The organism is Leptospira bourretii (assembly GCF_004770145.1).
In the GTDB taxonomy this organism is placed as follows: Bacteria; Spirochaetota; Leptospiria; order Leptospirales; family Leptospiraceae; genus Leptospira_A; species Leptospira_A bourretii.
The window spans coordinates 176,477-199,092 of record NZ_RQFW01000010.1; the positions used below are offsets into that span (position 1 = coordinate 176,477).

Consider the following 22,616-nt stretch of genomic DNA (forward strand, 5'->3'; position numbering starts at 1 on the left):
AGGGGTTCTAAATCCAATGTATTTTACTTCTAAGATTGTCAATCGATACGTATTTATTTTATTATTTTTTCTTTTTGTTGGCACACCTTTATTTGCAAAAGTTTCCCTTGTCACAAGCCTTCCTGATATCAAATACATCGCCGAACAAATAGCAGGTGATAGGGCCGAAGTTTCTGGAATGATTCGAGGAACAGATGACCCTCATTTTGTGATGACTAGACCCGACTTCCTTGTCAAACTCAGCGAAGCGGATGTTCTTTGTGTGATTGGTCTTGATTTAGAAATTGGTTGGATTCCTTATCTCCAACAACAATCCCGTAATATTAAAATCCAAAAAGGCCAACCAGGGTATTGTGACACTTCCTTTGGTGTGAAGATCCTTGGAGAACCAACTGTGATGATGGATCGTTCTATGGGAGATATGCATATCTACGGGAATCCCCATTATTGGAATGATCCCATCAATGCCATCCAGATGGCGCAAAATATAAAAAATGCCCTCACTCGTGTGGATCCTTTGAACGGAGAATACTACGAAGGAAATTTTAATACCTTCAAAAAAAGACTCATCCAACTCACAAAAGAAGAGATGAAAAAAATGGAACCGTATTTTGGTTTGAAGGTGGCCGTTTTTCATGACCAATTTGTATATTTGGCTTCTAGGTTTAAATTTAACGCCAACTTAACCATAGAGGAAAGGCCTGGAGTTCCACCTTCTGTTCGTTATATGGATCAGGTGATTAGTTATATGACCGCAGAAAAGATAAAAATTATCTTGATTGGTCCTTACCACAATCCAAAGTATGCTGAGTATGTATCTTCGAAGGTTCCAGGGAGTGTGGTTGTCACTTTACCCGTTTCTGTCGGAGGAAGTCCAGAGGCTCTCACTTACGAAGATACCCTGCGATTGATGTTACAAAAAATACGTGATGCAAGCGATAAAACCAAATAATCTAGAAACTTCCGTTTCATTGATTCATACTGATGCTCTTTCTGTCGGATATCGCAAGGAATTCCCTGTGGTTTCCGAGATCAATTTACAAATTCATTCCGGAAAAACCTACGCTCTTGTCGGTGGAAATGGTGCAGGAAAAACCACACTCTTTCGTACATTAACAGAACTTTTACCTCCACTCTCTGGTTCTATCTCGTTTTCCAAAACATTTACTACTTCTTATGTTCCCCAAGCCAAACGTATGTCCTTAGAATTTCCTTTGCGGGTGGAAGATGTACTTTTGATGCCAAAAAATATTGGCCTTAGTTTTTTACCAAAAAAGAAATTTTCAACGGAAGATTTGGCACTCATTGAAAGAACGGGTGTTAGTTCTTATTTAAAAAAACAAATCTCACTTTGTAGTGGGGGACAGTTACAAAAAGTTTTAATTCTTCGTTCCCTTCTTACCAAAGCCAATTTGATTTTTTTAGATGAACCAATGGATTCTTTGGACCATAATGCGAGAGAACTTTTTCAAACTGTTTTGTCCGAATACCTAAAAGAAGGGAATCGGTCCTTATTTTTTATCACTCATAGTTTAGAACATGATTGGGGATTTGGATTTGATGAAATTTTTGAAATAGACGAAGGAAAACTCTACAATATCTCCAGTGGAGAAAGGCCACCAAACTGCCACCACCATGACTAATATACTTTCTAGTTGGACTTTATTTTTACCACAAATCCTTGTCGGTAGCCTTGTTGGTGCCCTTTTATCAGTTCTCGGAATATTAATCGTACTCCGTGGTATGACTTTTTTTGGTGTCACATTGTCCCAAGCGGTTACTTTTTCTGTCGCCTTATCCTTGTTTATGGAATGGCCGGGAGAAATTTTTCCTATTCTTTTCTCTTCTGTTTTAGTTTTTCCACTATTGTATGTCAGAAAACTAAGAGGGATGAAAGAAGAGGTCATTCTTGGAATTCTATTTGTATTCTTTTCTGCCGCTTCACAATTCATGTTGGCCCTTGGTGGGAATGTTCAAAATCATTTGATGGCTGCTTTTTTTGGTGATATTTTAACTTCACAAGTAAGGGCCGATTCCTTTGGGATTTACATCGCTATCTTCTTTTTTATTCTTTATCTCAGTTTTTTCAGACGTTTTCTTTTTATTAGTTTTGATCGGGATGAATACAAAATCCAAGTGGGAAATCCTCTTCCCTTTGATCTTTTGTTTTATATCATTTTGGCAGCCTCTCTTACCGTTGCAGTTAATTTACTCGGAACTTTTTATAGCATTGCCCATCTCATTTTACCTGTATTTGCCCTGTTACCTATCATTCGATCCTTAAAACTATTAACTGTTGTTTGTGTTTTGTTTTCAGTATTTGCAACAATATCTGGTTTTTTAATTTCCCTTGTGGGAATTGAAAGAAACGGAGAGTTGATCTATTTTCCCACTTCCTCAAGTATCATCCTTGTACTCTGTGGACTTGCATTTTTTCTCCATCTTCTTCGGTTTCTAATCACTTCCGTTTTTTCCAAATCTGTCCGATAGATACTATGTGGAACTAATCCCTTGTAATAGTTGCGGTGAAAATCGTTTCCGTCCCATTTTTACAAAAGAAAGCCCTCTGGGTGAATCTTTTTCCATTGTCTCTTGTGTTCGTTGTGGGTTAGTCCAAGTAAATCCCCAACCGGATTTTTTAGCGGTAAAAAAGTATTACGACGATTCTTATTTTACCCAAAGGACAGAACGAGGGTATGACAATTATTATTCAGATAAACTTCGAAGAGAGATCTCAAGGGTCTTCCAACTCAATCTAAAGGATTTGGATTTTTTTTCTTGGGAGAAGGAACGTAATTCTTTTTTGTTACCAGGTGAAAAACTTTCCTCTTTGGACATTGGATGTGCGGCCGGTTACTTTGTGGCATACCAAAAAGATCGTGGTTACGACGCCTTTGGAATTGAAATTGCCGATGGTCCTGTACGATTTGCGAGAGAAACCTTAAAACTCAATATCTTCCAAGAGAACTTTTTGGATTGGGACAATCAGTTCCAAAAACAATTCGATGTCATCACACTTTGGGCGACCATCGAACACCTTCACAAACCTAAGGAAACCTTAGAAAAGATTCAAAAACATTTAAAACCTGGCGGGGTGTTGATCTTATCCACCTGTCGTTATGGGTTCCTTGCGAAACTGGGCGGGAAAAATTGGCGCTATCTCAATGTCCCTGAACATCTATATTATTACTCTTATAAAGGATTAAAAAAATTACTACTGAGTTTGGGTTTTGAGAAACCAGTTTCTTTTACCTATGGAAGCGGAATGACCTCACGTGCCGGAGCAAGTTTATTTTTCAAACTCCGGAAACGTGTGATGGACCAACTTGTAAAATGGTTTCAGTTAGGTGATATGATGGTGTATATGGTGAGGAAGGTGGGTTAACCTTCGAGTGATTTTAATATATCCTCAACACAGAAGACCACCACTTCCTCAAGTTCCGCTGTAGCATCCACAAAGATTGTAGACTCTGGTAAAATTGCCAAATAGTTTTGGTAGATGCGGGTCTGTTCCGAATCGACATCAAAAACTTCTGCTTTCCCACCTCGGCTTGTTCTACGTTCTTGTGCTTCTTCTGGTGATAGGTCTAAAAAATAAACTCGGTTGGGTTCAGGAAATCCTCTATCTTCATTTTTATATAAGATGTCGGCTGCATGTTCTTCATCTCTACCTTGGTAAGCGGCAGTGGAAAAATAATAACGATCTTGTACAATTGATTTACCACTCTTTAACGTTGGTAAGATGACCTCATTCACAGAACACTCACGATCAGCAATAAAGGTTTCAATTTGTTCTTCTTTTGTTAGTTTGAGTTTTCCTTGTAGGAACTCTCTGATTTTTTTTCCGTGCACACTGTCTGTTGGCTCTCTATGCCATAGATTTGGAATGGATTTTGTTAAAAGTACTTCCGATACCATTCGAGAGACGGTGGTTTTCCCGGATCCATCGATCCCTTCAAAGACAAAGAACTGATTATTTTGGGGCATATCCCCTCCATTTTAAGAATGGTCGTTTTTTCCTCGACTTATTTACTAAACTCGGCAATTTAGTCTAAGGAGCAAAAACATGAAAAAAATTTCGTCTATGCTGATCATTGCTTTTTTGGCTGTATTTATGATTAACTGTGCCTCTGAAGAAGTTAAACAAACGCCAGTTGTGGAAGAACCAAAACCTTCCAAAAAACCAAAATTGGATGAGTCATTCAAAACTAGAGCTAGAGATATTAAATAATTTCTACTCAAAATAAGGACCACCCCGGGCAACTTGGGTGGTTTTTTTTTACCATTCCGCTTAATTAATAAGCAAAATTAGCTTTTTTCTCCAGCACTTTTTCCCTCTTGCCTCTTCTTTGAGCAATTTGCAGTAAAATTCCCTACAATGCTTATTGGTACCGATCTTGCATTAAATGACTGTATCCATCTATGATTACAGAAAGAGAAAGTCATCAGCTTCTGCGCGATTGGAAAGAATGGTTGTCAGGCGGAACCCTTGTCCCTGTTTTCCAACCCATCCTTTCGTCAGAATCCACTGGCATTTACGGTTATGAACTCCTTGGTCGTCTTTCCACACCGGAAGGACTGATAAGCCTCGGCGAATTCTTTTTATCCCAGACTTTTGGTTATGATGAAATTTTTTTCTTAAAAAAGAAAGTTGATGAAGAGATTCGTTTTTCGGCCTTACAAAAATTTGCAAAAGAAGCTCCTGCTGAAACGAAGTTGTTTTTAAACATTTCACCGAACGTAATGTACCATGCGTTATTACAAATGGAAACAACCCTTCCACAAACCATTCAGATGGTGAGAGAAGTTGGAGTGGATCCAGAACGAATTGTCATTGAGATTACGGAAGAAAGATTTCCACATAATTTAGAATTATTACGCCCCGTTCTGAATTTATATCGTCAAGAAGGATTCTCCATTGCTGTGGATGATGCCGGATCTGAGGCCAGTAATTTAGATCGAATCGGGCTCTTCCATCCGGAGATCATCAAGGTCGACTTACAGATGTTAAGAAGGTCAACATTCTCCAGAAACTTCAAAGAAATTTTACTCAACTTATCTAAGCTAGGTGAGTCTTTGGGGAGTAGTTTACTTTTTGAAGGAATTGAATCGGAAGATGAACTTTACAATGCTTTAAATTATGGGGCAAGATACATCCAAGGTTTTTATTTTGCCAAACCCGAACCACTGTTTGCAAAACGATTTGATTATAGAACCGAAATGCAATCATCCTTAGAATACTTTCATGCACGCAAACAATCTGAGATGAATCGTCAAATCGAATGGGAGACCATTTGGAAAGATAAATTGTCTGAAATCATGATGGGATTTACCGAAGAAAATGGAATTTGGGAATGGAAGGGTGGATTTGAAACCAATGTTTTTGGAGATGGGGATTTTTTTAGGATGTACATCACAAACCCACTTGGATTCCAGGTTTCTCCCAATTATTCTCGTGACAAAACGGGGAATATGGAACCAGATTATTCCTTTCTTGGAAAAAACTGGTCCTTTCGCCCATATTTTTTTGAACATTTGCATAAATCCAAAACCAGTCGGGATGCTTGGACTCTCTCCCAAATGTACCATGATATTTCCGAACGAATGATGTTACGGACATTCGCTAGAAATCTTTCGGAAAATTTGATTTTATTCATCGATGTGGTGGTTTCAAGGTCCTGAAAGGTTTTGCGAAAATCCCTCTCTTGGGAGATGATGACAATCAATATGGCAAAAATACAATTTTTGCAATTACCAGTGCCTCCTCCTTCCTACTATGCAGCCACGGGAAATGTTCCCCTAGCAGCTGCTAGTTTGGCAAGTTGTCTTGAGTCCAAAGAAGATCCCGTTTTAGGCATCCAACCCTTTGTCATTCCCCCGGAAGATACGGATTCTTTGGGAGACCTTGAACTCATTGAAAGGATCGTCAAAGAAGGACCTGATTTTTTAGGCCTCTCTCTTTATTTATGGAACACGGAACGTAGCCTTTACATAGCCAAAGAAGTTAAAAAACGAAATCCAGAAACAAAAATCCTTATAGGTGGGCCAGAGGTCAATGAAGACAACCCTTATGTTTTGGGGGAGGCAGGTTATGATATCGCTGTGTCGGGAGAAGCCGAACATAGCTTTCGGAACCTTATGCGAACCATCCTATCCCAATCATCTTTGGATGGACTCGAAAATGTGGCCTATCGGAAAGAAAACGGAACACTCACTTCCTTTGGAAAACAGGCAGCGGCAAATTTCCCTCTCACGGACTTTCCTTCGCCCTATACCACTGGCCATTTACAAGTAGATCCCAGACGTTCCACATATTTGGAAACGGTTCGCGGTTGTAAATCGCAGTGTACATATTGTTTTTATCCTAAGTCTTCCCAAAATCTTCGGACTCTTGACATTCCAGAAACCATTCGATTGATTTCTGACTTAAAGGAAAAAGGAGCAAGGGAACTTGTTTTTTTAGATCCAACTTTCAACCATAGACCTGGTTTCGAAAACTTTTTAGATGCCATTGCGGAAGTGAACTCCGATGGCCAGATGTCTATGTTTGCCGAATTACGTTCAGAAGGTGTGACACCTAAAATTGCAACTAAACTTCGTAAGGCGGGATTCACTCGAGTGGAACTAGGGCTTCAATCCGTAAACGAAGAAACTTTGAAACGTGTGAAACGATACGGTAGCCCACACAAAGTAGCAGAAGTTGCAAAGATGTTAGCTGGTGAAGGAATGGAATTACTTCTTGATCTTATCATTGGTCTTCCTGGTGACAAACCGGATGATGTGGAAAGAGGAATTCATTTCTTTTTAGAACATGGTCTTGGGGAATGGGTCCAAGCCTTTCCATTGTCCGTTTTGCCAGGGACTGCCATGCGCCGGGATGCAGAAAAAGAAGGACTTTCTTTTATGCCAACACCGCCTTACCGGATCATTGAAACTCCGACCTTTAGTCAGAGGGACTTAACAGAGTCTTTGTACTTTGCAGAAGATTTACTCGAAAGACGACTGGATGAATTCCCAAGACCATTCTTATGTGCACCAGATCCTGGAAAAAATGACAGAATGGATCTGGAATTTTTTAGTTCAGAAATTCGGTTTTTTAGTTCTGGGTCAAAGAATTCATTTGCAAAGGCAAAGGATTGGTCGGGGAGTCGCCATCACAGTGTTTGGTTCCATTCACAAAACTTGGGAAAGGATCTTTCTTTGATCCAAACCTTCATCAAAGAACGAATTAGTTCCGAACCTTTTGCAACCATCGACTTTGTGATTCCGTTGGTCTCTGTTCCGAAACCAAAGGAAGTGACAAATCTTGTTTCGACACTAGAGTCCAAACGAAATTCTTATTTATCCAGAACTTTGGCGCATCGGGGAGAAAACCTCCAACACCGATTGGTCTTTGTGATCGATGGACAAAAGTTGGAACTAAAGAATTGGCGAGATAAAGAACTGGAATCTAGTGCCTATTTGATTTATGAAAAACTCCCTACAAGTAAAATCAAAAGTTTGGATCTCTCAGGAGAATCTTTTTATTTGGTGGATGGAGAAGAAGTTGATCCAAAGGATTTCGAATTTTTAAAACAAAATATGGATCCAGAGACCATTACCTTTTCATCTAGAAAATTAGAAGAAAGATGGTCTATAGAAGTTTTAGGTTACGGAGAACTCTAAATTAGGATTTGTGATTTTGTTTTCGAAAGAATTCCACGTTTTCCAAAAATCTTTTTTTCTCACCGGAACGAGAAGAATGTCCCGCAATCGCTAAGCCAACCGTTAGGTGGCCTTCTTCATTTTTTGTAATGGTTTTGATTGTCCCAAATGCCGTAAGAGGGGATTGCATTCTAAAAAATATATCAAACTGGAATCCTGAAAGTTTTGGTAAACTTTGAATCAAATCAGGGTGGTCAACAATCACTTTGAGTCCACCTTCCGAAATATCAATCACTGGAAATTTCCCGTCCGACTTGATCATATTCGAATGGCGAATCCGATCTACCATTTCAAAACATAAAGTTTTCATCTCCATGGCTTTCAGCAAATCAAAGGTTTCTGTTTTGCTTTGCATTTGGATGTATCCAATCGGAATGGATTCTTCTTCATCAGTTAAATAGAGAATGGGAAGGATGAGTTCTGATTTGATTTTTTGGTTTCGTTTGTTATTGATTTCTTTATCAATATCTTCTTCGATTTCTTCTGAAAAAACCAAAAAGTCTTCGTTGGGTGCTGTTTCATAGGATTTGCGATCGGTGGCATCTTCTAACAACAAACCCTTTTTTGTTTTTTTGATTTGGCGGATGATTTCTGAGTCTTCGCTGGAGTTAAAAGTGGAAATTTTAATAAAATCCACCGAGTTTTTGAGTTTGGTTTCATAGTCCTGGAAGTTCACTTTGACTGCCGTTGGGACGTGAAACATATCGGTTTCAATTTTTGCCTTACTGGAAACCACGTTGGTGATCCAGGCAGACCCAGGTGGGACAGGAATCCTTGAACTTTCCCTATCTTTTTTTGCGATGGCAATTTTATCTAAATGAAGGACGTACTGCGATTCCCCTTTTTCTTGTTCTACCGTACATTCCAGATGCAGGTAACGGCCTAAAATTTTATAGAGAGTGATTTTTTGGCCCACGGATAAGGTCATGGTGGGGCGAACGCTCACAAGGACCTTGTTCCCATCCGCAGAGACTTTTTTTAAAAAACAACTTTCGCCAGAATGGATATTGTCTTTTAGACTCAATTCCTGGTTTAATAAAAATTTCGTCAAAACATGGAGTTTTTTTTCTTTGTCAGAAAAAACATCCAAAGATCGCTTACTTCTTTCTAGTGTTTCCATAAAAGGTCGTGTTACTTACTATTATCGGACGAATTTCTCCTGAAATTCTCTTGCAAGGAGAGTTTTCTTACCTAAAGTAGAAAAAGGAAGGATAATTATGTCAAATCAACCCCTACCAGGATCCGAGCTTTTCGATGGAGTCAGTGGACAAGAGCTCTTCTCGGTCAACATGGGACTCACGTATCGGGACTTTTTGGTTTTACCCGGATACATCGATTTTAACCCAAGCGATGTAGAACTCGAAACCAAACTTTCCAAAAACATTTCACTCAAAAGACCTCTCATGAGTTCTCCTATGGACACTGTTACTGAGTCAGAAATGGCAATTGCACAAGCTCTTATGGGTGGAATCGGAATTATACATTATAACAATAGTATTGATGAACAAGTTGATTTAGTTCGCAAAGTAAAACGATACGAAAATGGATTTATCAAAGACCCGATCCTTCTTTCTCCTGAACATACACTTGCAGATTTAGATGCAGTTAAGGAAAAATATGGATTCAGTGGAATTCCCATCACTGAAGATGGAACCGCCAGTACAAAGTTAGTTGGTATTGTGACCAACCGAGATGTGGATTTTGAAAGAGACCGTGACATTAAACTCGGGAAGGTGATGACAACGGAGCTTATCACTGCAAATGTTGGAATTAGTTTACAAGAAGCAAATAACATCCTTCGTACGAGTAAAAAAGGGAAATTACCGATTGTAGACAAACAAGGAAAACTTGTGGCTCTGATTTGCCGCAGTGACCTGAAAAAAAATAAAGAATTTCCTCAATCTTCCAAAGATGACCAAAAGAGACTACGAGTGGGTGCCGCTCTTTCCACCTTACCAGAGTCACGTGATCGTATGGCAGCACTTGCCGAAGTAGGGGTGGATGCGATCATCATTGATTCAGCGCAAGGAAACTCAAGTTACCAAATGGAAATGATCCAATGGATCAAATCTAACTTTCCAAACATCGATGTAATTGGTGGAAACGTGGTCACAAAAGCACAAGCAGCAAACCTCATTGCAGCTGGTGCCGATGGTCTTCGGATTGGAATGGGACCTGGATCTATTTGTATCACTCAAGATACAATGGCAGTGGGTCGTGCACAAGCAACTGCCGTATTTAAAACTGCTGAGTATGCTAGGGAACATGGAGTTCCGGTAATTGCTGATGGTGGAATTTCCAATATTGGGGACATTGCCAATGCACTCGCGATTGGAGCCTCTATGTGTATGATGGGTTCCATGTTTGCAGGAACAAAAGAAGCACCGGGTGAGTATTTTTATGAAAATGGAATTCGTCTAAAGAAATATCGGGGAATGGCTAGTTTGGAGGCGATGAGTAAGGGTGGGGACAAACGGTATTTCTCTGAATCACAAAAGATCAAAGTTGCCCAAGGTGTATCTGGATATGTTGTGGACAAAGGATCAGTCCTAAATCTCATTCCTTATCTTGTGCAAGGACTCAGACAAAGTTTCCAAGATATGGGGTTTAGAAATATTCCCGACTTACACAAAGCTTTACGAGAAGGAAAACTTCGTTTTGAAAGAAGAACAGAATCGGCCCAAGCACAAGGTAGTGTGCATGGTTTGTATTCTTACACTAAACCTTCCATGAGGGCGGAATAACAATTTTTAATGAGATACCTTTGGATCTTCATATTCTTTTTTAGTTTCGTTTCGGTAGATGCGCAAGGGGCACCTGATTCGAGTTTGTCGGCACAGGAACTTTTGGCTAGACTTGACCGAGAAATGGATTTCGGAAAAGGCCTTGTCAAAGGAACTTACGTTCTCATTCGCAGAAACGGAACTTCGGAAACTTGGAAGATCAATCGGTTTTTTAATGGTGAGGATGCTCTCCTTCTTTTTGATCGAAAGGGAAGAGGGCTTGAATCCAAACTTTTGACTAAGGACGAAGGAGAAAATGTTTTTTTCTTCAATGTCCTCAGTGCCAAACTCTTTCGAAAAACAGATGATGAAAAATATGAATCTCTGATGGGGACTGGTTTTTTTTACGTCGATCTTTCTGGATACTCTTATCAGGCCAATTACAACCCGTTAGTGAATACTGATTTGGAAATTGGTGGAGAAGTTTATTACCGAGTTTCTTTGAAACCCATCTTACCTTATTTTTATAAAAAATTAGTATTACTCATTGGGAAAAAGGATCTCAAACCTTACCGCGTGGACTTTCACGATCGAGACGGAATTTTATTCAAAACATTGAACTTGAAGTATGGTCCTGTGAAGGTGAAAGAAGTTTCGGGAAAGGTGGAAGAAATTCAAAAAGCTTCTCGGCTAGAGATGTTAGATTTGAACACAGGTAGCATTACGGTTTGGGAAATCCAAGAAGTGGATAAATCAGTAAATCCTGATGTTTCTTTGTTCGCAGTTGATAATTTGAGTCGCTAAACCTTTGTTAGATCCTGGGCTTATCCTTTTTCGAACTGGATTTATACCAAAACCATCCATTGTTCTATCAAATGATGAGATGGCCCACCTTCGTGCTTTAAGACTCAGTAAGGAAGATGCTGTCATCCAATTTCGGGATGGGATTGGTGGATTGTATAACTATCAGTTTTCTCCGCTCTCCAAAGAACTAAAGTTTCTAAGTGAAACCCATATTCCGAAAAAAACAGAACACAAAACTATCGCCATTGCCCTTCCGAAAGGGAACCGTTTTGATTTCTTTTTACAAAAGGTCACAGAGATCGGCCTTGATGCGGTTGTTTTTTTGGTGTTTCGCCATTCCATTCGCAAAGAATTTAATTTAGAACGTGCCGAAAAAATAGTAAAAGAGGCAGCCGCTCAGTCCAAACAAACTGAATTACTTTCTCTTTCGATTGAACCTGCTTCTGAGTGGATGAAATCACATAAAGATAGTTTGGTGGTCTTACACCCAAATAGGTCAGAAATTTTTCAAGCAAACAAACTCATTGGAAAAATTCCGGTAGTAGGTCCTGAGGGAGGATTTCATGCAGAGGAAGAAAGTTGGATGGAAGAAAACAAAATCCCAAGACTCACTCTTCCTGGTGGGGTTCTCCGTACAGAAACCGCAGGCATTGTGGCCGCAAGTTTCCTTGTGTACGGAACTTAGATCAAAAGAATCTTTCTACTTATTGGTGAGTAAAAGAAGGGTTGTGGAAAGATTGCAGTTGGTAGAACAAGCAGTAAAACAAGCCGAAGCGGCTGGGTAATTGTCTCCTGTAACGTCAGGGTATTTTCCGGCACAACCTGCATTACAAGCTTCTAAACTTCCACCCGTACAAGTAATTAGGAAAGTCATTAAGTTCCTTTCCACCGTTTTGTCTTCTCTCTTTTGACAAGATGTAGAGAAGATCATGACAAAACACAATACAGCCAAAACAAAAAAACGATTCATATTCCTAAACTCCGTTCTCCCAGCATTTCGTCAATCGGTTCGTAAAAATCTTGACCCTTGTGACTTTTCCTATGCATTGGATGAGATCCTATATGTCAGACGGTCCTAAAAAGGTTTTAGAAAAAAAAGCGCACGGAGAGTTCGAATTTACCGCATACGGTGAGTTCTTATCCTATTTCCACGCTCATATTGATATTTTCAAAAAACTTCTAAAAAGCCGTAAAATGGACCCGGCCAAAGTAGAAGAAGTGGCCAAACAAATCAAATCCTACATGACAGGGAATATCAAAAAGACGGATCAGTTTTTTGAACACCTTCCCCAATTTGCCACGATGTTAGGTGTTCCACAGAATGAGGTTTCTGCCTACCTCAATACAAATTTTATAGAAGTCTTAAATAAAGTACAAGAAAAACTGAAAACACAAGAATTGGACAAACTGACGAATGCGCCAGCTCCTAGTTTTTCATCTGTGGCAGAAGAGATTGTCGAACGACTCCAGGTCACTCATCCAAAAGATTTTGTATTCGCACAAAAAGGGATTCTGATGGTTCTTGAAAACCCAGTTACGGGAGAGATCATTGAACCCAAAGGCCTTATGGCGGAGTCGGCCAAAGCAGCTCTTGCCATGCCTGCAAGTGCCGAGTCGGAGAAAGAGCCTGTTTCTTTGACCGATGCATTGGCCATTGCAAATGCACCTCCCACACCTGTTGCCAAAAAACAATCCCTCATTCCAGAAAAAGACAAATCCATTCTTTTGGAAATTGTGGAAACTTTTGGAGACACATTGACGGGAGAACTCCTAGAAGTAAGAATTGGTCCCGATCCTAAAGACAATCCGATCCAAGAAACAAATCAATCCAATCAACAATCAAATTCATCAGAAGAATACGAAATCGAAGATTTAGAATTCGAAGAATCTGACTCATCTTCTTCTCCTTCTTCTAGTTCCAGTGAAGAAGAATCTTTAGATTTTTCACAGGACATCGATGTTGATTTTGAAGAATCTGAACCGGTTGTTCCAGTTAATCCCAACAAAGCAAAGTTAGATGCTTTTGGTGTAAAAGAATTTATGGACATAGTCCAAACCATCACTAATTTCCAAACGAAGTCAGACCAAGTAGGATACCAGAATTGGTTACGTGGACTTTCTGAATTTGAAAAGGCAGTGGTATCTCTTCGCACTCAAGTGCTTAAAGAACAAAAAAACGAAGTTGTAGATTGGAACTCACTTTTCCAAATGATGAGTTCAAAATCTGATTTGAGTCGTGATGTTTTAAGTGGCATTGTAAAAAAAATCAAAAACTTCCAAATCGTCAAACTGACATTAGACAGAATGATCCAGGAATTCAAAAAAGGAAGTCCTGAGTTTATGCAGATGGTGAAGATGGCTTGGCCTCATATCCAAAAGGCTTTTTTCGAAGTTCCAAATTATACACAAGTGCAAACTATATTAAAAGGAATTTTGTCTCGAGTAAACGATGAAGGTCATAAAAGAGATTTTTCAAAAATCTTTACCATGGCACTGAATTTCATCCAATCTAAATTTCAGGTATAAACATGATAAGGGAGAGAGACTCTCTTTTTTATTTTGTTTTTATTTTTCTTATTTTTCAATTTATTTCTCTTCATTCACAATCATCCAAAATCATTGTGGATCCCTTATTACAAAAACCTTGGATTCCTGATGCGGAAGAAGAGGAGAGTCGGAGTTTTTTTCGTTTTTTATCAGAATTCAAAAACAAACAAGGAACAGTCAAAAAGAAAGACTCACTGGGACGAAACTATTTAGTCACTCCTGCTGGAAAAATGCGCTTTCTCATTGATGATGAATATTATAAAGAATTTCCGGTAGCAGAGGAAGCTGATATCGCAGCCAAAGAATTGGAAGCTTTATACGAGGTTCGTAAAGAAAAAGAAGCCGTATTTTTAGGGAAAGGAATTCATCTTTGTTATCGTTTGAAACAAGAAAAAGAACCTGGATTTTTCCCAAATTGGCTTATTCGTTCCAATGAAATTACCAATCGCGCCGCCAATGAATGGTCGGACCAAACCATTCCTCTTGATTTAGTGAGTGACCCTTATGGTTGTTATGTGGGAGATTCCAAAAAAATAGAAGACTTGGTATTGGAATCAGAGTCATTTCGTTATCGTGTTCGACTTCCATCTAAGCTACGTTATGAGGGCCTTTATGGAGACCGATTGGGGATTTATGGTGAAAACAGAGATTCAATCTATCGGATGGTTCGTTTTGTTCAGTTTCTTTCTAACTATTTACCCGAAGGCCAAACAGAATGGGAGGAAGCCTTCATTCTCCAAACATCTGGCAAAAAAAAGAAAAATCTTCCAAAAATTCTCCTCTCCATTGGTTCTAGTTTTGATAAATCAAGACCTCTGCGAAATACAAAAAACTATTTTCGTTTTTGGGACTCTATGCGTTCTCTCTCTCCCACCCAAATTAGAAAATTAGGATTTAAAAGAATAGAAAACCAATCTGAGTATCTGAGCGAATGGACAGAGGTGGATGAAATTGGAAATTCAGTTGCAATGGAGATGAAAGAGTATTATCTTTATAATGCACCTCGTGGTTATTTTCTTTCCTTGTCTTATCCTAAACGAGAAAAAGAAACAGCTGAACTCTATTGGCAAACCATTCGAAGTACGTTTGTTGTAAAGGAGTAAGGAATGTTTGTTGGGTTTGTCGAAAATCAAAACAGAAAGAAACCGGAACCAAACGGCGAACCTGCACCATTGTTTTTTATTTTTTTAACCGGGCTTTCCTTTATTTTGGGTTTTGGCTTATTATTGCTTCCGTTAGGTGCTTTTTTCCCTCTTTCTGTTTCTGTTTGGATACTGTTAGTTTTATTTTTACCAATTTTGTTTTTGGGAATCATTTTATCCAAACGCACTGGTCTAAAAATCCTGATCTCTATTTTTTTATCCTTACTTGCTGGTGGGAATTCTATTTTGTTTTTGGGAGATTCAATTGGTTATGGTTTAGGGGTGACTGCCAAGGCAGATGTTCTTCCTGAAGAAGTTTCTACAAACATTGGATACCGTTATATATTTTTAAGAGATTTTTATTTGGATGATGTGGAAAAGGGAGAGTTTCGTTCACCACTCCTGGTTCGGCGCAGATCGGGAGGTGCCGTGTATGGTCCGGTCATTCGGTTCCAATACAAACGAATTCTGTCAATTTCTGGTAAAGACATCAAACCTCCGTTATATGCTATTTGTTATTCGAAAGATGATATTCAGTGTAACCTTTCCGGATTGTTTTCCGGAGGTCTTCTCCTAAAGGAACCCATCTGGGATGTGTCCGAGTTGCCATGGGCAAAGGATTCACTTTTTTTGGTTTGGCGAGGTCCACTGGATGCAGAGATGTTCACAAAAGGAATTTATTCCGTTTTGTTTTTTTTGTTTTTAATTTTAGTTTGGGCAGTTGTGGTTTATTTTCCGGTTTTAGGAGAAAAAGAATCTTAATTTTTTCTTAATGTGATTTCTTTTTCCCTTAAGCTCTGAGGCATTTACTATAAGATAGAACCATGAGAAAATTTCTTTATGGTTGAATTACTCTATTTCCCTTTTTACCTTGGGTTTCTGATACTTGTTTCACCTTTTGTTGGTTACTACATGGCATTTATTTTGAATGCTAAGTCGTTACCTTTTGAACAAATAACATTCAAGTTTCTTTTTTCAGGTACACCACCTTCCCAAACACCGAAACAATATTTAAATAGCCTCGTTTTGTTTCATTTTGTTGGAGCTGTTATCCTGTTTTTAATTTTGAAATTTCAAAATTATTTACCCTTTAACCCCTTAAGAATTATGGGGATGGATTGGGATCTTGCCTTAAATACCACAATATCTTTTATCACAAATACTAACTGGCAGGCATATTCTGGTGAAAGCCAACTAAGCAATTTTTCGCAAATGGTCGGTTTAACTCCTCAGAATTTTCTCAGTGCTGGTGTAGGTATTTCCGTATTGGCTTTTGTTAGTCGATCAATTGTATCTGCGAAAACCAATCGATTTGGAAATTTTTGGCAGGACTTATACCGTTCTGCATTTTATATCCTTCTTCCCATCTCCTTTTTTGTTGCCATTCTTCTCATTGGCCAAGGTGTCATACAATCGTTTCAGGAACCTGTTTTGAGTTTGGGGTTGGATGGAGTTTCAGAAACGATACCGATGGGTCCTGCTGCTTCACAAATTGCGATCAAACAAATTGGGACGAATGGAGGTGGTTTTTTTGGTGTGAATAGTGCTCACCCTTTTGAAAATCCAACTCCTATTTCTAACTTTATCCAAATGTTTTCGATCCTTTTTTTGCCTGCATCTTGTGTATTTTTATATGGGAAAATCACAAATTCCTTTCGGCATGTCTGGGTGATATTCTTTGTGATGTTGTCATTTTTAGTTCTGGGATTTGCAGCTGTTTATATATCGGAATGGAATTTTCCCGGAAACTTGGAAGGAAAAGAGTTCCGATTTAGTTTAACAGAATCCTCTCTTTGGTTATCAACAACTACCGCCGCCTCCAACGGTTCTGTGAACTCCATGCATGACAGTTATTCTCCGTTAGCTGGTGGTATTGCTATTTTCCAGATGATGTTAGGTGAGATTATTTTTGGTGGTGTGGGTACGGGAATGTATGGAATGTTTTTGTTTTTAATACTTACCGTATTTTTGTCTGGTCTGATGACAGGTAGGACTCCGGAATACTTTGGGAAAAAAATTGGAAGTTATGAAATTAAATGGACTTTGTTTGGAATTTTATCCCCTACAGTTTGTATTCTTATTGGTACTGCTATGACCATCTTCCTGGAATCAGGTTATACGGCAAAAGGTCCTCATGCATTATCTCAAATTCTTTATGCTTATAGTTCTGCTGCAGGTAATAACGGTTCTGCCTTTGCCGGTTTCTCCGCAGATACTTTATGGGGAAACTTATCCTTAGGTTTCTCTATGTTAGTGGGGAGGTTTAGTGTCATTTATGCTGTCATCTTGGTTGGCGGGAGTTTAGGTGGAAAAGTCACCACAATGTCCTTCGATGGAAACTTTAAATTGGATACTCCACTTTTTGGAGTTTTACTTTTTTCCGTAATACTTATCGTTTGCGGCCTTTCCTTTTTTCCTGTTTTGGCACTAGGGCCAATCTTAGAACAACTACTGATTAGTAAGGGGATATTCTTTTAAGAGGAACATATGTTAAAATCTAAAAATATAATTTTTCAAGAACTTTTGGGAGTATCCTTGAATGGTGCCATTCAAAAGTTTTCTCCTAAGTATGCCTTTGCAAATCCTGTGATGGCTACTGTATGGATCGGTACATTCTTATTAATGATACAAATTTTGTATTACTTAGGTTCGGGGATTCCACTCCAAAATGAACTTTCTATCTTTTTTTGGCTTTTACTCACATTGTTTTTTGCAAACTTTGCTGAGAGTGTTGCCGAGGGAAGAGGTAAGGCAAGAGCAGATAGTTTACGAAAGACAAGATCAAAAACGATTTCTAAAAAAGTGGAATCGATTGGAGATGAAAATTTTTCAGAAATCATTTCCAATGAATTAAAAGTTGGCGACCTCGTTTTTGTGAAAGCAGGTGATATCGTCCCTGGTGATGGTGACGTAGTTTCTGGAATTGCCAGTGTGGATGAATCTGCAGTGACGGGAGAATCTGCACCGGTCATTCGTGAAAGTGGTGGGGATAGGTCAGCTGTCACAGGAGGAACTCGAGTCATCTCAGATCATTTATATATTAAGATCACAACAAAACCTGGTGAGAGTTTTATCGATAAAATGATCACTATGATTGAAGGAGCTACAAGGCAAAAAACTCCGAATGAAATTGCCTTAGGCATTCTACTTTTTGTGCTGACAATTCTCTTTTTATTGGCAGTCCTTTCTATGATTCCCATTGCTAATTTTGTAGGAAATCAAATCGGTCAAAATTGGAATTTCCGTTTTTCTGTTTGGCTTGCTTTATTTGTTTGTTTGATTCCCACAACTATTGCCGCCCTTCTCAGTGCGATCGGAATTTCTGGGATGGAAAGGTTAATTCGTTGTAATGTCATTGCCAAAAGTGGAAAGGCAGTGGAAGCCGCTGGTGACATCCATGTATTGCTCTTAGACAAAACAGGGACCATTACATTGGGAAATAGAGAGGCACATAAATTTTATCCTTCTGTCGGTGTTACGGAGGAAGAGTTGGCTGACGCAAGTCAGTTGTCATCACTTTCCGACGAAACTCCAGAGGGAAGGTCAATTGTTGTTCTCGCCAAACAAAAGTATGCGATTCGTGAAAGAAATTTAAATTCTTTGGATATCCGTTGGATTCCTTTTTCGGCATCAACAAGAATGAGTGGAGTTGAGATTTTTGAAAACGGAAATCAGATTCGTAACATTCGTAAAGGGGCTTATGATTCTATTCGAAAACATGTAGAAAGCCTTGGGGGAACCATTCCTCAAATGATACAGATCATATCGGATGAAGTTTCAAAAAAAGGTAGTACTCCGATTTTAGTAGCAGAGGGAAATAAACTCCTTGGTATCATTGAATTGAAAGATATTGTAAAGGGTGGACTCAAAGAAAGGTTCGCTACTTTAAGGAGAATGGGGATTCGGACTGTGATGATCACTGGTGACAATCCATTAACCGCGGCAGCTATTGCTGCCGAAGCAGGTGTGGATGATTTTATTGCAGAAGCCACACCTGAAGCAAAATTAAAACGGATCAGAGAAGAACAAGCAAACGGATATTTGGTGGCAATGATTGGTGATGGAACAAATGACGCGCCAGCCCTTGCACAATCAGATGTCGGTGTCGCCATGAATACTGGTACCCAAACCGCAAGGGAAGCTGGTAACATGATCGATTTGGATAGTAATCCGAGTAAACTCATTGAGATTGTTGAAATTGGCAAACAACTGCTGATGACAAGGGGAGCACTCACTACGTTTAGTATCGCCAATGATATTGCAAAATACTTTGCCATCCTTCCAGCTTTGTTTTTGCCTTTGGCTCCACTGAATATCATGCATTTATCTAGCCCAGATCATGCCATTTTATCTGCCGTGATTTTTAATGCACTTGTCATCCCGGCCCTCATTCCACTATCTCTTCGTGGAGTTAAATATGTTCCTAAATCACCCGATTCGGCTTTATTAAGAAATTTTTTGATCTATGGGGGTGGGGGAATGATCTTCCCATTTTTAGGAATCAAACTCATTGATTCAATTATTTCTGGAGGTTATTTATGAAGAAGAACGAAATCTCGAGCCAATGGGAAATTGTGATTCGGTTTTTGTTTATATCCTTGTTTGCGTTTGGGTTCCTTTATCCACTTACTATAACTGGTATAACAAAATTGTTTTTTTTAGAGAAAGCAAACGGAAGTTTGATTCGGTTAGATGGAAAAGTGGTTGGTTCAGAGCTTCTATCTCAAAAGTTAAATTCAAATTCTATGTTTCGGTATCGGCCAAGTGCTGCAGATTATGGAAAGATACCGAGTGGAGCTTCTAATTTGAGTCCTTCTAGTTTGGAATTACAAACGATGATAAACGAAAGAAAACTTGAATTGGATCGTTTGGGAATTCGCCATACAGTTTGTTCCGAACTATTGTATAGTTCGGGTTCTGGACTAGATCCACATATTTCCGTCGGTTGTGCCCGTGAACAGGCTGAATTTCTTCACCGGGTTTCTAAGGTTCCTCTTGATGTTATAAATGAGTTGATCCAACAAAACATCGAATATCCAATATGGGGAATGATGGGTCGAGACCGTGTAAATGTCACAAAACTAAATCTATCTTGGAAACAAATGACCCATGAATGAAGGAAAACGCCCGGAAGATTTTCTTTCGTTAGCGAATCAAGAAGAAACAAAGAAAACAGGCATTCTAAAAGTATATTTTGGAATGTCACCTGGTGTTGGTAAAACCTACACGATGTTAACCGAAGCTCATCATTTAAAAGATGATGGGGAAGATGTAAAAATCGGTATCGTTGAAACTCATGGAAGAGATGATACGAAGGCTCTGGTCGAGGGTCTTGACTGCGTTCCTCTTAAAAAAATTGAATATAGGGGAAAGGTATGGGAAGAGATGGATGTCGAAACTATCTTAAAAGAAAAACCAAGTTATGTATTGGTTGATGAACTTGCTCATACCAATATCCCTGGTTCGATTAATAAAAAAAGGTATCAGGATGTTTTTTTACTCTTAGATGCAGGAATAAATGTTTTGTCCACTGTCAATGTACAACATTTGGAAAGTCAAGTGGACTCTATCGAAAAAATCATTCAAAGCCCAGTCAAAGAGACGATTCCCGATAGTATTCTTGAAAGAGCAGACGAACTGGTATTAATTGATATTATCCCAGATGAGTTGCTAAAGAGATTGTCTGAAGGAAAAGTTTACATTCCTGAAAAAATAATTTCTGCCAAAGAGAATTTTTTTAAAAAAGAGAATTTAACTTATCTGAGAGAATTGTCGTTGTCGTATACGGCAAAGTATGTAGAGAAACGAATGCCACAAGGTAGAGAACGGATTTTAGTTGCTATCTCTGCGAGTCCAAATTCTAAAACCTTACTTCGATATGCAAAAAGATTGGCATTAGAGAGAAATTCAGAGTTGTATGCTTTTTTTTCGGAAAACGAAGAGGACAAAAGTGTAGAAGCAGCAAATTTCATTCGTTCTCATATTCGATTTGCAAAAGAACTCGGCGCAGAAGTTGTACATTCCTTTGAATCTGATCCAGTGGTGGGAATTGTAACAGTTGCAAGAGAAAAAAGAATCAATCGTTTGCTAATCGGAGGGTCTAAAAAAAGTTTTTTCGGAGAATTATTTCAAAAAAATATTTCATCTAAAATCATCAAACACCTTCGGGATGTAGAAATCATTATTGTCCCTTATTTGGATGATCAAACATTTCATTTTGATTTTTATAAAAAATTAATCCCTTCTTCGGGGATTCGACAATATATCTCTGTGTTTGCATTAACATCACTTGTTACCTTGTGCAACCAATTTTTAATTTCCTATATTGGATACTGGACAATTTCAATCCTGTATTTGTTTTATGTGGCAGTCCTTGGAATGTTTTTTAGTCGTGGGCCTGTATTACTTGCAGCGATTCTATCTGCTTCATTTTGGAATTTTTTGTTCATTCCACCTCTTTATACTTTTTACATTTCGAAGTTAGAAGATGCCTTGATGTTTGTTATTTTTATGTTGATTGCGCTTATTAATGGAGGTTTAACGGCGAGGCTTAAAAAAAATGAATTAAAACTCAGGTCAAGAGAAGAAAAACTATCATTTCTTTATGAGCTCACTCAAAATTTATCTAAAACCTCAACCGCATCGGAAATTATAAAAACAGGTGATTTGTTTTTTAAGCGAATTTTTCCTTTTCCCGTAAAACTGCATTTTTACCAAGGTGGTGAGTTTTCTCCCGTTATTGAGGATACGAAAGATTTAGCCGTTGCGACATGGACGATCAAAAATGGAAAACCTGCAGGAAAATATACCGAAACATTATCTCTTGCCAACGCTACATTTTATCCTCTAGTTTCCCCTGGTGGCATCACTGGTGTTATTAACGTTATTTCATATGAAGAACCAAGTTTGGAAAAAGAAATACTTCTGAATACTGTAGCGAACCAAGTCGCATTGGCTCTGGATCGTGATATTCTTTCAGAAGATTCTAGAAAAAATTTTTTAATAAAAGAATCAGAAAAATTATACAATCTGATTTTTAATTCATTATCACATGAATTAAAAACTCCGCTGACATCCATTCAGGGTTCGGCATCCGCCCTCCTTGATCCAGATATTGATGCAGATATAAATGCTAGAAAAAATCTAATTGAAGAGATCCAAGAAAGTTCATTGGTCTTGAATTTGTTATTGGGAAATCTTTTGGATATTAGTCGCATTGAATCCGGATATTTGACTTTGAAAAGAGAAAAGGTGTATCCATCTGAAATTATACACGATTCGATTTCGTATTTGGGGAAAAACAAAATAAATCATACGATAAAGATTCAATTAAATGAGTTGGATTCACCCATTGAGCTAGACAGAGTGCTTTTTTCTCATGCTATTTTTAATTTACTCTATAACGCTTGCATGTATACTCCAAAAGGTTCAACTGTTTGGATATCACTCGCAAAAACCGAAAGCTCAATTCAGTGGATAATAGAAGATAACGGCAATGGCCTTCCACTTGATTCTTCAAGGATTTTTCAGAAGTTTTACAGAGGGGAATCATCTGGCAAAATTGGAACTGGACTGGGTCTTGCTATAACCAAGTCGATTGTTGAGTTGCATGGTGGAAACATTGAAGCTGCGAACCGGAGTGAAGGAGGTGCAAGGTTTCTCATTGACATACCTATTTCTTAGTTAGAAAAAACGT

20 protein-coding genes are annotated in these 22,616 nt (G+C 38.6%); 17 read left to right on the top strand and 3 right to left on the bottom strand.

The genetic code is table 11. From position 1 onward, the window contains the following. The first annotated feature begins 16 nt into the window (after nt 1-16). From EHQ47_RS05820 to EHQ47_RS05835, 4 genes are read left to right on the top strand one after another with little or no spacing between them, the layout of a single operon-like run. Nucleotides 17-952 carry a metal ABC transporter substrate-binding protein gene (locus EHQ47_RS05820; protein WP_135748564.1) on the top strand — a complete coding sequence of 312 codons (936 nt, stop codon included), beginning with the start codon at nt 17-19 and terminating at the stop codon, nt 950-952. Next, nucleotides 930-1,643 carry a metal ABC transporter ATP-binding protein gene (locus EHQ47_RS05825; protein ID WP_135748565.1) on the top strand — a complete coding sequence of 238 codons (714 nt, stop codon included), beginning with the start codon at nt 930-932 and terminating at the stop codon, nt 1,641-1,643. Before EHQ47_RS05820 ends, EHQ47_RS05825 begins: the two co-directional genes overlap by 23 nt. Beyond that, nucleotides 1,636-2,490 (top strand): metal ABC transporter permease, encoded by an 855-nt coding sequence (locus tag EHQ47_RS05830; protein ID WP_135748588.1) that lies wholly within the window; start codon nt 1,636-1,638, stop codon nt 2,488-2,490. Before EHQ47_RS05825 ends, EHQ47_RS05830 begins: the two co-directional genes overlap by 8 nt. A gap of 7 nt (nt 2,491-2,497) precedes the next feature. Next, nucleotides 2,498-3,385 carry a class I SAM-dependent methyltransferase gene (locus EHQ47_RS05835; RefSeq protein ID WP_135748566.1) on the top strand — a complete coding sequence of 296 codons (888 nt, stop codon included), beginning with the start codon at nt 2,498-2,500 and terminating at the stop codon, nt 3,383-3,385. Here the strand turns inward: EHQ47_RS05835 and tmk are convergent. After that, nucleotides 3,382-3,987 (bottom strand): dTMP kinase, encoded by a 606-nt coding sequence (tmk, locus tag EHQ47_RS05840; RefSeq protein ID WP_135776761.1) that lies wholly within the window; start codon nt 3,985-3,987, stop codon nt 3,382-3,384. The two genes, EHQ47_RS05835 and tmk, sit on opposite strands and share 4 nt — an antisense overlap. Nucleotides 3,988-4,066: 79 nt before the next feature. On the opposite strand from tmk, the gene EHQ47_RS19670 reads away from it, so the two are divergent. The 3 genes from EHQ47_RS19670 to EHQ47_RS05850 all read left to right on the top strand — a co-directional run bounded on the left by EHQ47_RS19670 (nt 4,067) and on the right by EHQ47_RS05850 (nt 7,665). Further along, nucleotides 4,067-4,231, top strand: a complete 165-nt coding sequence (locus EHQ47_RS19670; RefSeq protein ID WP_002981258.1) for a hypothetical protein — start codon at nt 4,067-4,069, stop codon at nt 4,229-4,231. Between the two features lie 191 nt (nt 4,232-4,422). Next, nucleotides 4,423-5,682: an EAL domain-containing protein gene (locus tag EHQ47_RS05845; protein ID WP_135748568.1), complete on the top strand. Its 1,260-nt coding sequence runs from the start codon at nt 4,423-4,425 to the stop codon at nt 5,680-5,682. 45 nt (nt 5,683-5,727) lie between these two features. Then, nucleotides 5,728-7,665, top strand: a complete 1,938-nt coding sequence (locus tag EHQ47_RS05850) for a B12-binding domain-containing radical SAM protein (protein WP_135748569.1) — start codon at nt 5,728-5,730, stop codon at nt 7,663-7,665. Nucleotide 7,666: 1 nt separating this feature from the next. Here EHQ47_RS05850 and EHQ47_RS05855 read toward each other — a convergent pair whose 3' ends face one another. After that, entirely contained in the window at nt 7,667-8,824 is a 1,158-nt protein-coding gene (locus EHQ47_RS05855) for a DUF1577 domain-containing protein (protein WP_135748570.1), read from the bottom strand. Between the two features lie 97 nt (nt 8,825-8,921). Between EHQ47_RS05855 and guaB the strand changes: the two genes are divergently transcribed. The 3 genes from guaB to EHQ47_RS05870 are packed head-to-tail and all read left to right on the top strand — an operon-like array spanning nt 8,922 to nt 11,916. Continuing rightward, nucleotides 8,922-10,448, top strand: a complete 1,527-nt coding sequence (gene guaB / locus EHQ47_RS05860; RefSeq protein ID WP_135748571.1) for an IMP dehydrogenase — start codon at nt 8,922-8,924, stop codon at nt 10,446-10,448. A gap of 9 nt (nt 10,449-10,457) precedes the next feature. After that, nucleotides 10,458-11,231: an outer membrane lipoprotein-sorting protein gene (locus EHQ47_RS05865; RefSeq protein WP_135748572.1), complete on the top strand. Its 774-nt coding sequence runs from the start codon at nt 10,458-10,460 to the stop codon at nt 11,229-11,231. Nucleotides 11,232-11,235: 4 nt separating this feature from the next. Beyond that, nucleotides 11,236-11,916, top strand: a complete 681-nt coding sequence (locus EHQ47_RS05870) for a 16S rRNA (uracil(1498)-N(3))-methyltransferase (RefSeq protein WP_135776762.1) — start codon at nt 11,236-11,238, stop codon at nt 11,914-11,916. A gap of 15 nt (nt 11,917-11,931) precedes the next feature. Here the strand turns inward: EHQ47_RS05870 and EHQ47_RS05875 are convergent, their stop codons facing one another. Beyond that, nucleotides 11,932-12,201 carry a hypothetical protein gene (locus tag EHQ47_RS05875; RefSeq protein WP_135748574.1) on the bottom strand — a complete coding sequence of 90 codons (270 nt, stop codon included), beginning with the start codon at nt 12,199-12,201 and terminating at the stop codon, nt 11,932-11,934. A gap of 92 nt (nt 12,202-12,293) precedes the next feature. On the opposite strand from EHQ47_RS05875, the gene EHQ47_RS05880 reads away from it, so the two are divergent. From EHQ47_RS05880 to EHQ47_RS05910, 7 genes are all read left to right on the top strand, one after another. Then, complete coding sequence (locus EHQ47_RS05880; protein ID WP_135776763.1) at nt 12,294-13,757, top strand: hypothetical protein; 1,464 nt, start codon at nt 12,294-12,296, stop codon at nt 13,755-13,757. 2 nt (nt 13,758-13,759) lie between these two features. Further along, on the top strand, nt 13,760-14,881 hold the full coding sequence (locus EHQ47_RS05885; protein ID WP_135776764.1) for an LIC10775 family protein: 1,122 nt from the start codon (nt 13,760-13,762) through the stop codon (nt 14,879-14,881). A gap of 3 nt (nt 14,882-14,884) precedes the next feature. After that, nucleotides 14,885-15,682: a hypothetical protein gene (locus tag EHQ47_RS05890; protein ID WP_135776765.1), complete on the top strand. Its 798-nt coding sequence runs from the start codon at nt 14,885-14,887 to the stop codon at nt 15,680-15,682. Between the two features lie 78 nt (nt 15,683-15,760). After that, on the top strand, nt 15,761-17,398 hold the full coding sequence (gene kdpA / locus EHQ47_RS05895; RefSeq protein ID WP_135776766.1) for a potassium-transporting ATPase subunit KdpA: 1,638 nt from the start codon (nt 15,761-15,763) through the stop codon (nt 17,396-17,398). A 9-nt stretch (nt 17,399-17,407) separates the two neighbouring features. Then, nucleotides 17,408-19,462: a potassium-transporting ATPase subunit KdpB gene (gene kdpB, locus EHQ47_RS05900; RefSeq protein ID WP_135776767.1), complete on the top strand. Its 2,055-nt coding sequence runs from the start codon at nt 17,408-17,410 to the stop codon at nt 19,460-19,462. After that, a complete protein-coding gene (locus tag EHQ47_RS05905) occupies nt 19,459-20,037 on the top strand; it encodes a potassium-transporting ATPase subunit C (protein WP_135748580.1) in 579 nt (192 codons plus the stop codon). Before kdpB ends, EHQ47_RS05905 begins: the two co-directional genes overlap by 4 nt. Beyond that, a complete protein-coding gene (locus EHQ47_RS05910) occupies nt 20,030-22,603 on the top strand; it encodes a sensor histidine kinase (RefSeq protein WP_135750003.1) in 2,574 nt (857 codons plus the stop codon). The genes EHQ47_RS05905 and EHQ47_RS05910 overlap by 8 nt, the downstream gene beginning before the upstream one ends. Nucleotides 22,604-22,616 lie beyond the last annotated feature (13 nt).

What these genes read in the sequence shown, in the direction of transcription:
- EHQ47_RS05820 (WP_135748564.1), top strand. Translation starts at nt 17, where the DNA reads ATGTATTTTACTTCTAAGATTGTCAATCGATACGTATTTATTTTATTA.
- EHQ47_RS05825 (WP_135748565.1), top strand. Translation starts at nt 930, where the DNA reads ATGCAAGCGATAAAACCAAATAATCTAGAAACTTCCGTTTCATTGATT.
- EHQ47_RS05830 (WP_135748588.1), top strand. Translation starts at nt 1,636, where the DNA reads ATGACTAATATACTTTCTAGTTGGACTTTATTTTTACCACAAATCCTT.
- tmk (WP_135776761.1), bottom strand. Translation starts at nt 3,987, where the DNA reads ATGCCCCAAAATAATCAGTTCTTTGTCTTTGAAGGGATCGATGGATCC.
- EHQ47_RS19670 (WP_002981258.1), top strand. Translation starts at nt 4,067, where the DNA reads ATGAAAAAAATTTCGTCTATGCTGATCATTGCTTTTTTGGCTGTATTT.
- EHQ47_RS05845 (WP_135748568.1), top strand. Translation starts at nt 4,423, where the DNA reads ATGATTACAGAAAGAGAAAGTCATCAGCTTCTGCGCGATTGGAAAGAA.
- EHQ47_RS05850 (WP_135748569.1), top strand. Translation starts at nt 5,728, where the DNA reads ATGGCAAAAATACAATTTTTGCAATTACCAGTGCCTCCTCCTTCCTAC.
- EHQ47_RS05855 (WP_135748570.1), bottom strand. Translation starts at nt 8,824, where the DNA reads ATGGAAACACTAGAAAGAAGTAAGCGATCTTTGGATGTTTTTTCTGAC.
- guaB (WP_135748571.1), top strand. Translation starts at nt 8,922, where the DNA reads ATGTCAAATCAACCCCTACCAGGATCCGAGCTTTTCGATGGAGTCAGT.
- EHQ47_RS05865 (WP_135748572.1), top strand. Translation starts at nt 10,458, where the DNA reads ATGAGATACCTTTGGATCTTCATATTCTTTTTTAGTTTCGTTTCGGTA.
- EHQ47_RS05875 (WP_135748574.1), bottom strand. Translation starts at nt 12,201, where the DNA reads ATGAATCGTTTTTTTGTTTTGGCTGTATTGTGTTTTGTCATGATCTTC.
- EHQ47_RS05880 (WP_135776763.1), top strand. Translation starts at nt 12,294, where the DNA reads ATGTCAGACGGTCCTAAAAAGGTTTTAGAAAAAAAAGCGCACGGAGAG.
- EHQ47_RS05885 (WP_135776764.1), top strand. Translation starts at nt 13,760, where the DNA reads ATGATAAGGGAGAGAGACTCTCTTTTTTATTTTGTTTTTATTTTTCTT.
- EHQ47_RS05890 (WP_135776765.1), top strand. Translation starts at nt 14,885, where the DNA reads ATGTTTGTTGGGTTTGTCGAAAATCAAAACAGAAAGAAACCGGAACCA.
- kdpA (WP_135776766.1), top strand. Translation starts at nt 15,761, where the DNA reads ATGGTTGAATTACTCTATTTCCCTTTTTACCTTGGGTTTCTGATACTT.
- kdpB (WP_135776767.1), top strand. Translation starts at nt 17,408, where the DNA reads ATGTTAAAATCTAAAAATATAATTTTTCAAGAACTTTTGGGAGTATCC.
- EHQ47_RS05905 (WP_135748580.1), top strand. Translation starts at nt 19,459, where the DNA reads ATGAAGAAGAACGAAATCTCGAGCCAATGGGAAATTGTGATTCGGTTT.
- EHQ47_RS05910 (WP_135750003.1), top strand. Translation starts at nt 20,030, where the DNA reads ATGAATGAAGGAAAACGCCCGGAAGATTTTCTTTCGTTAGCGAATCAA.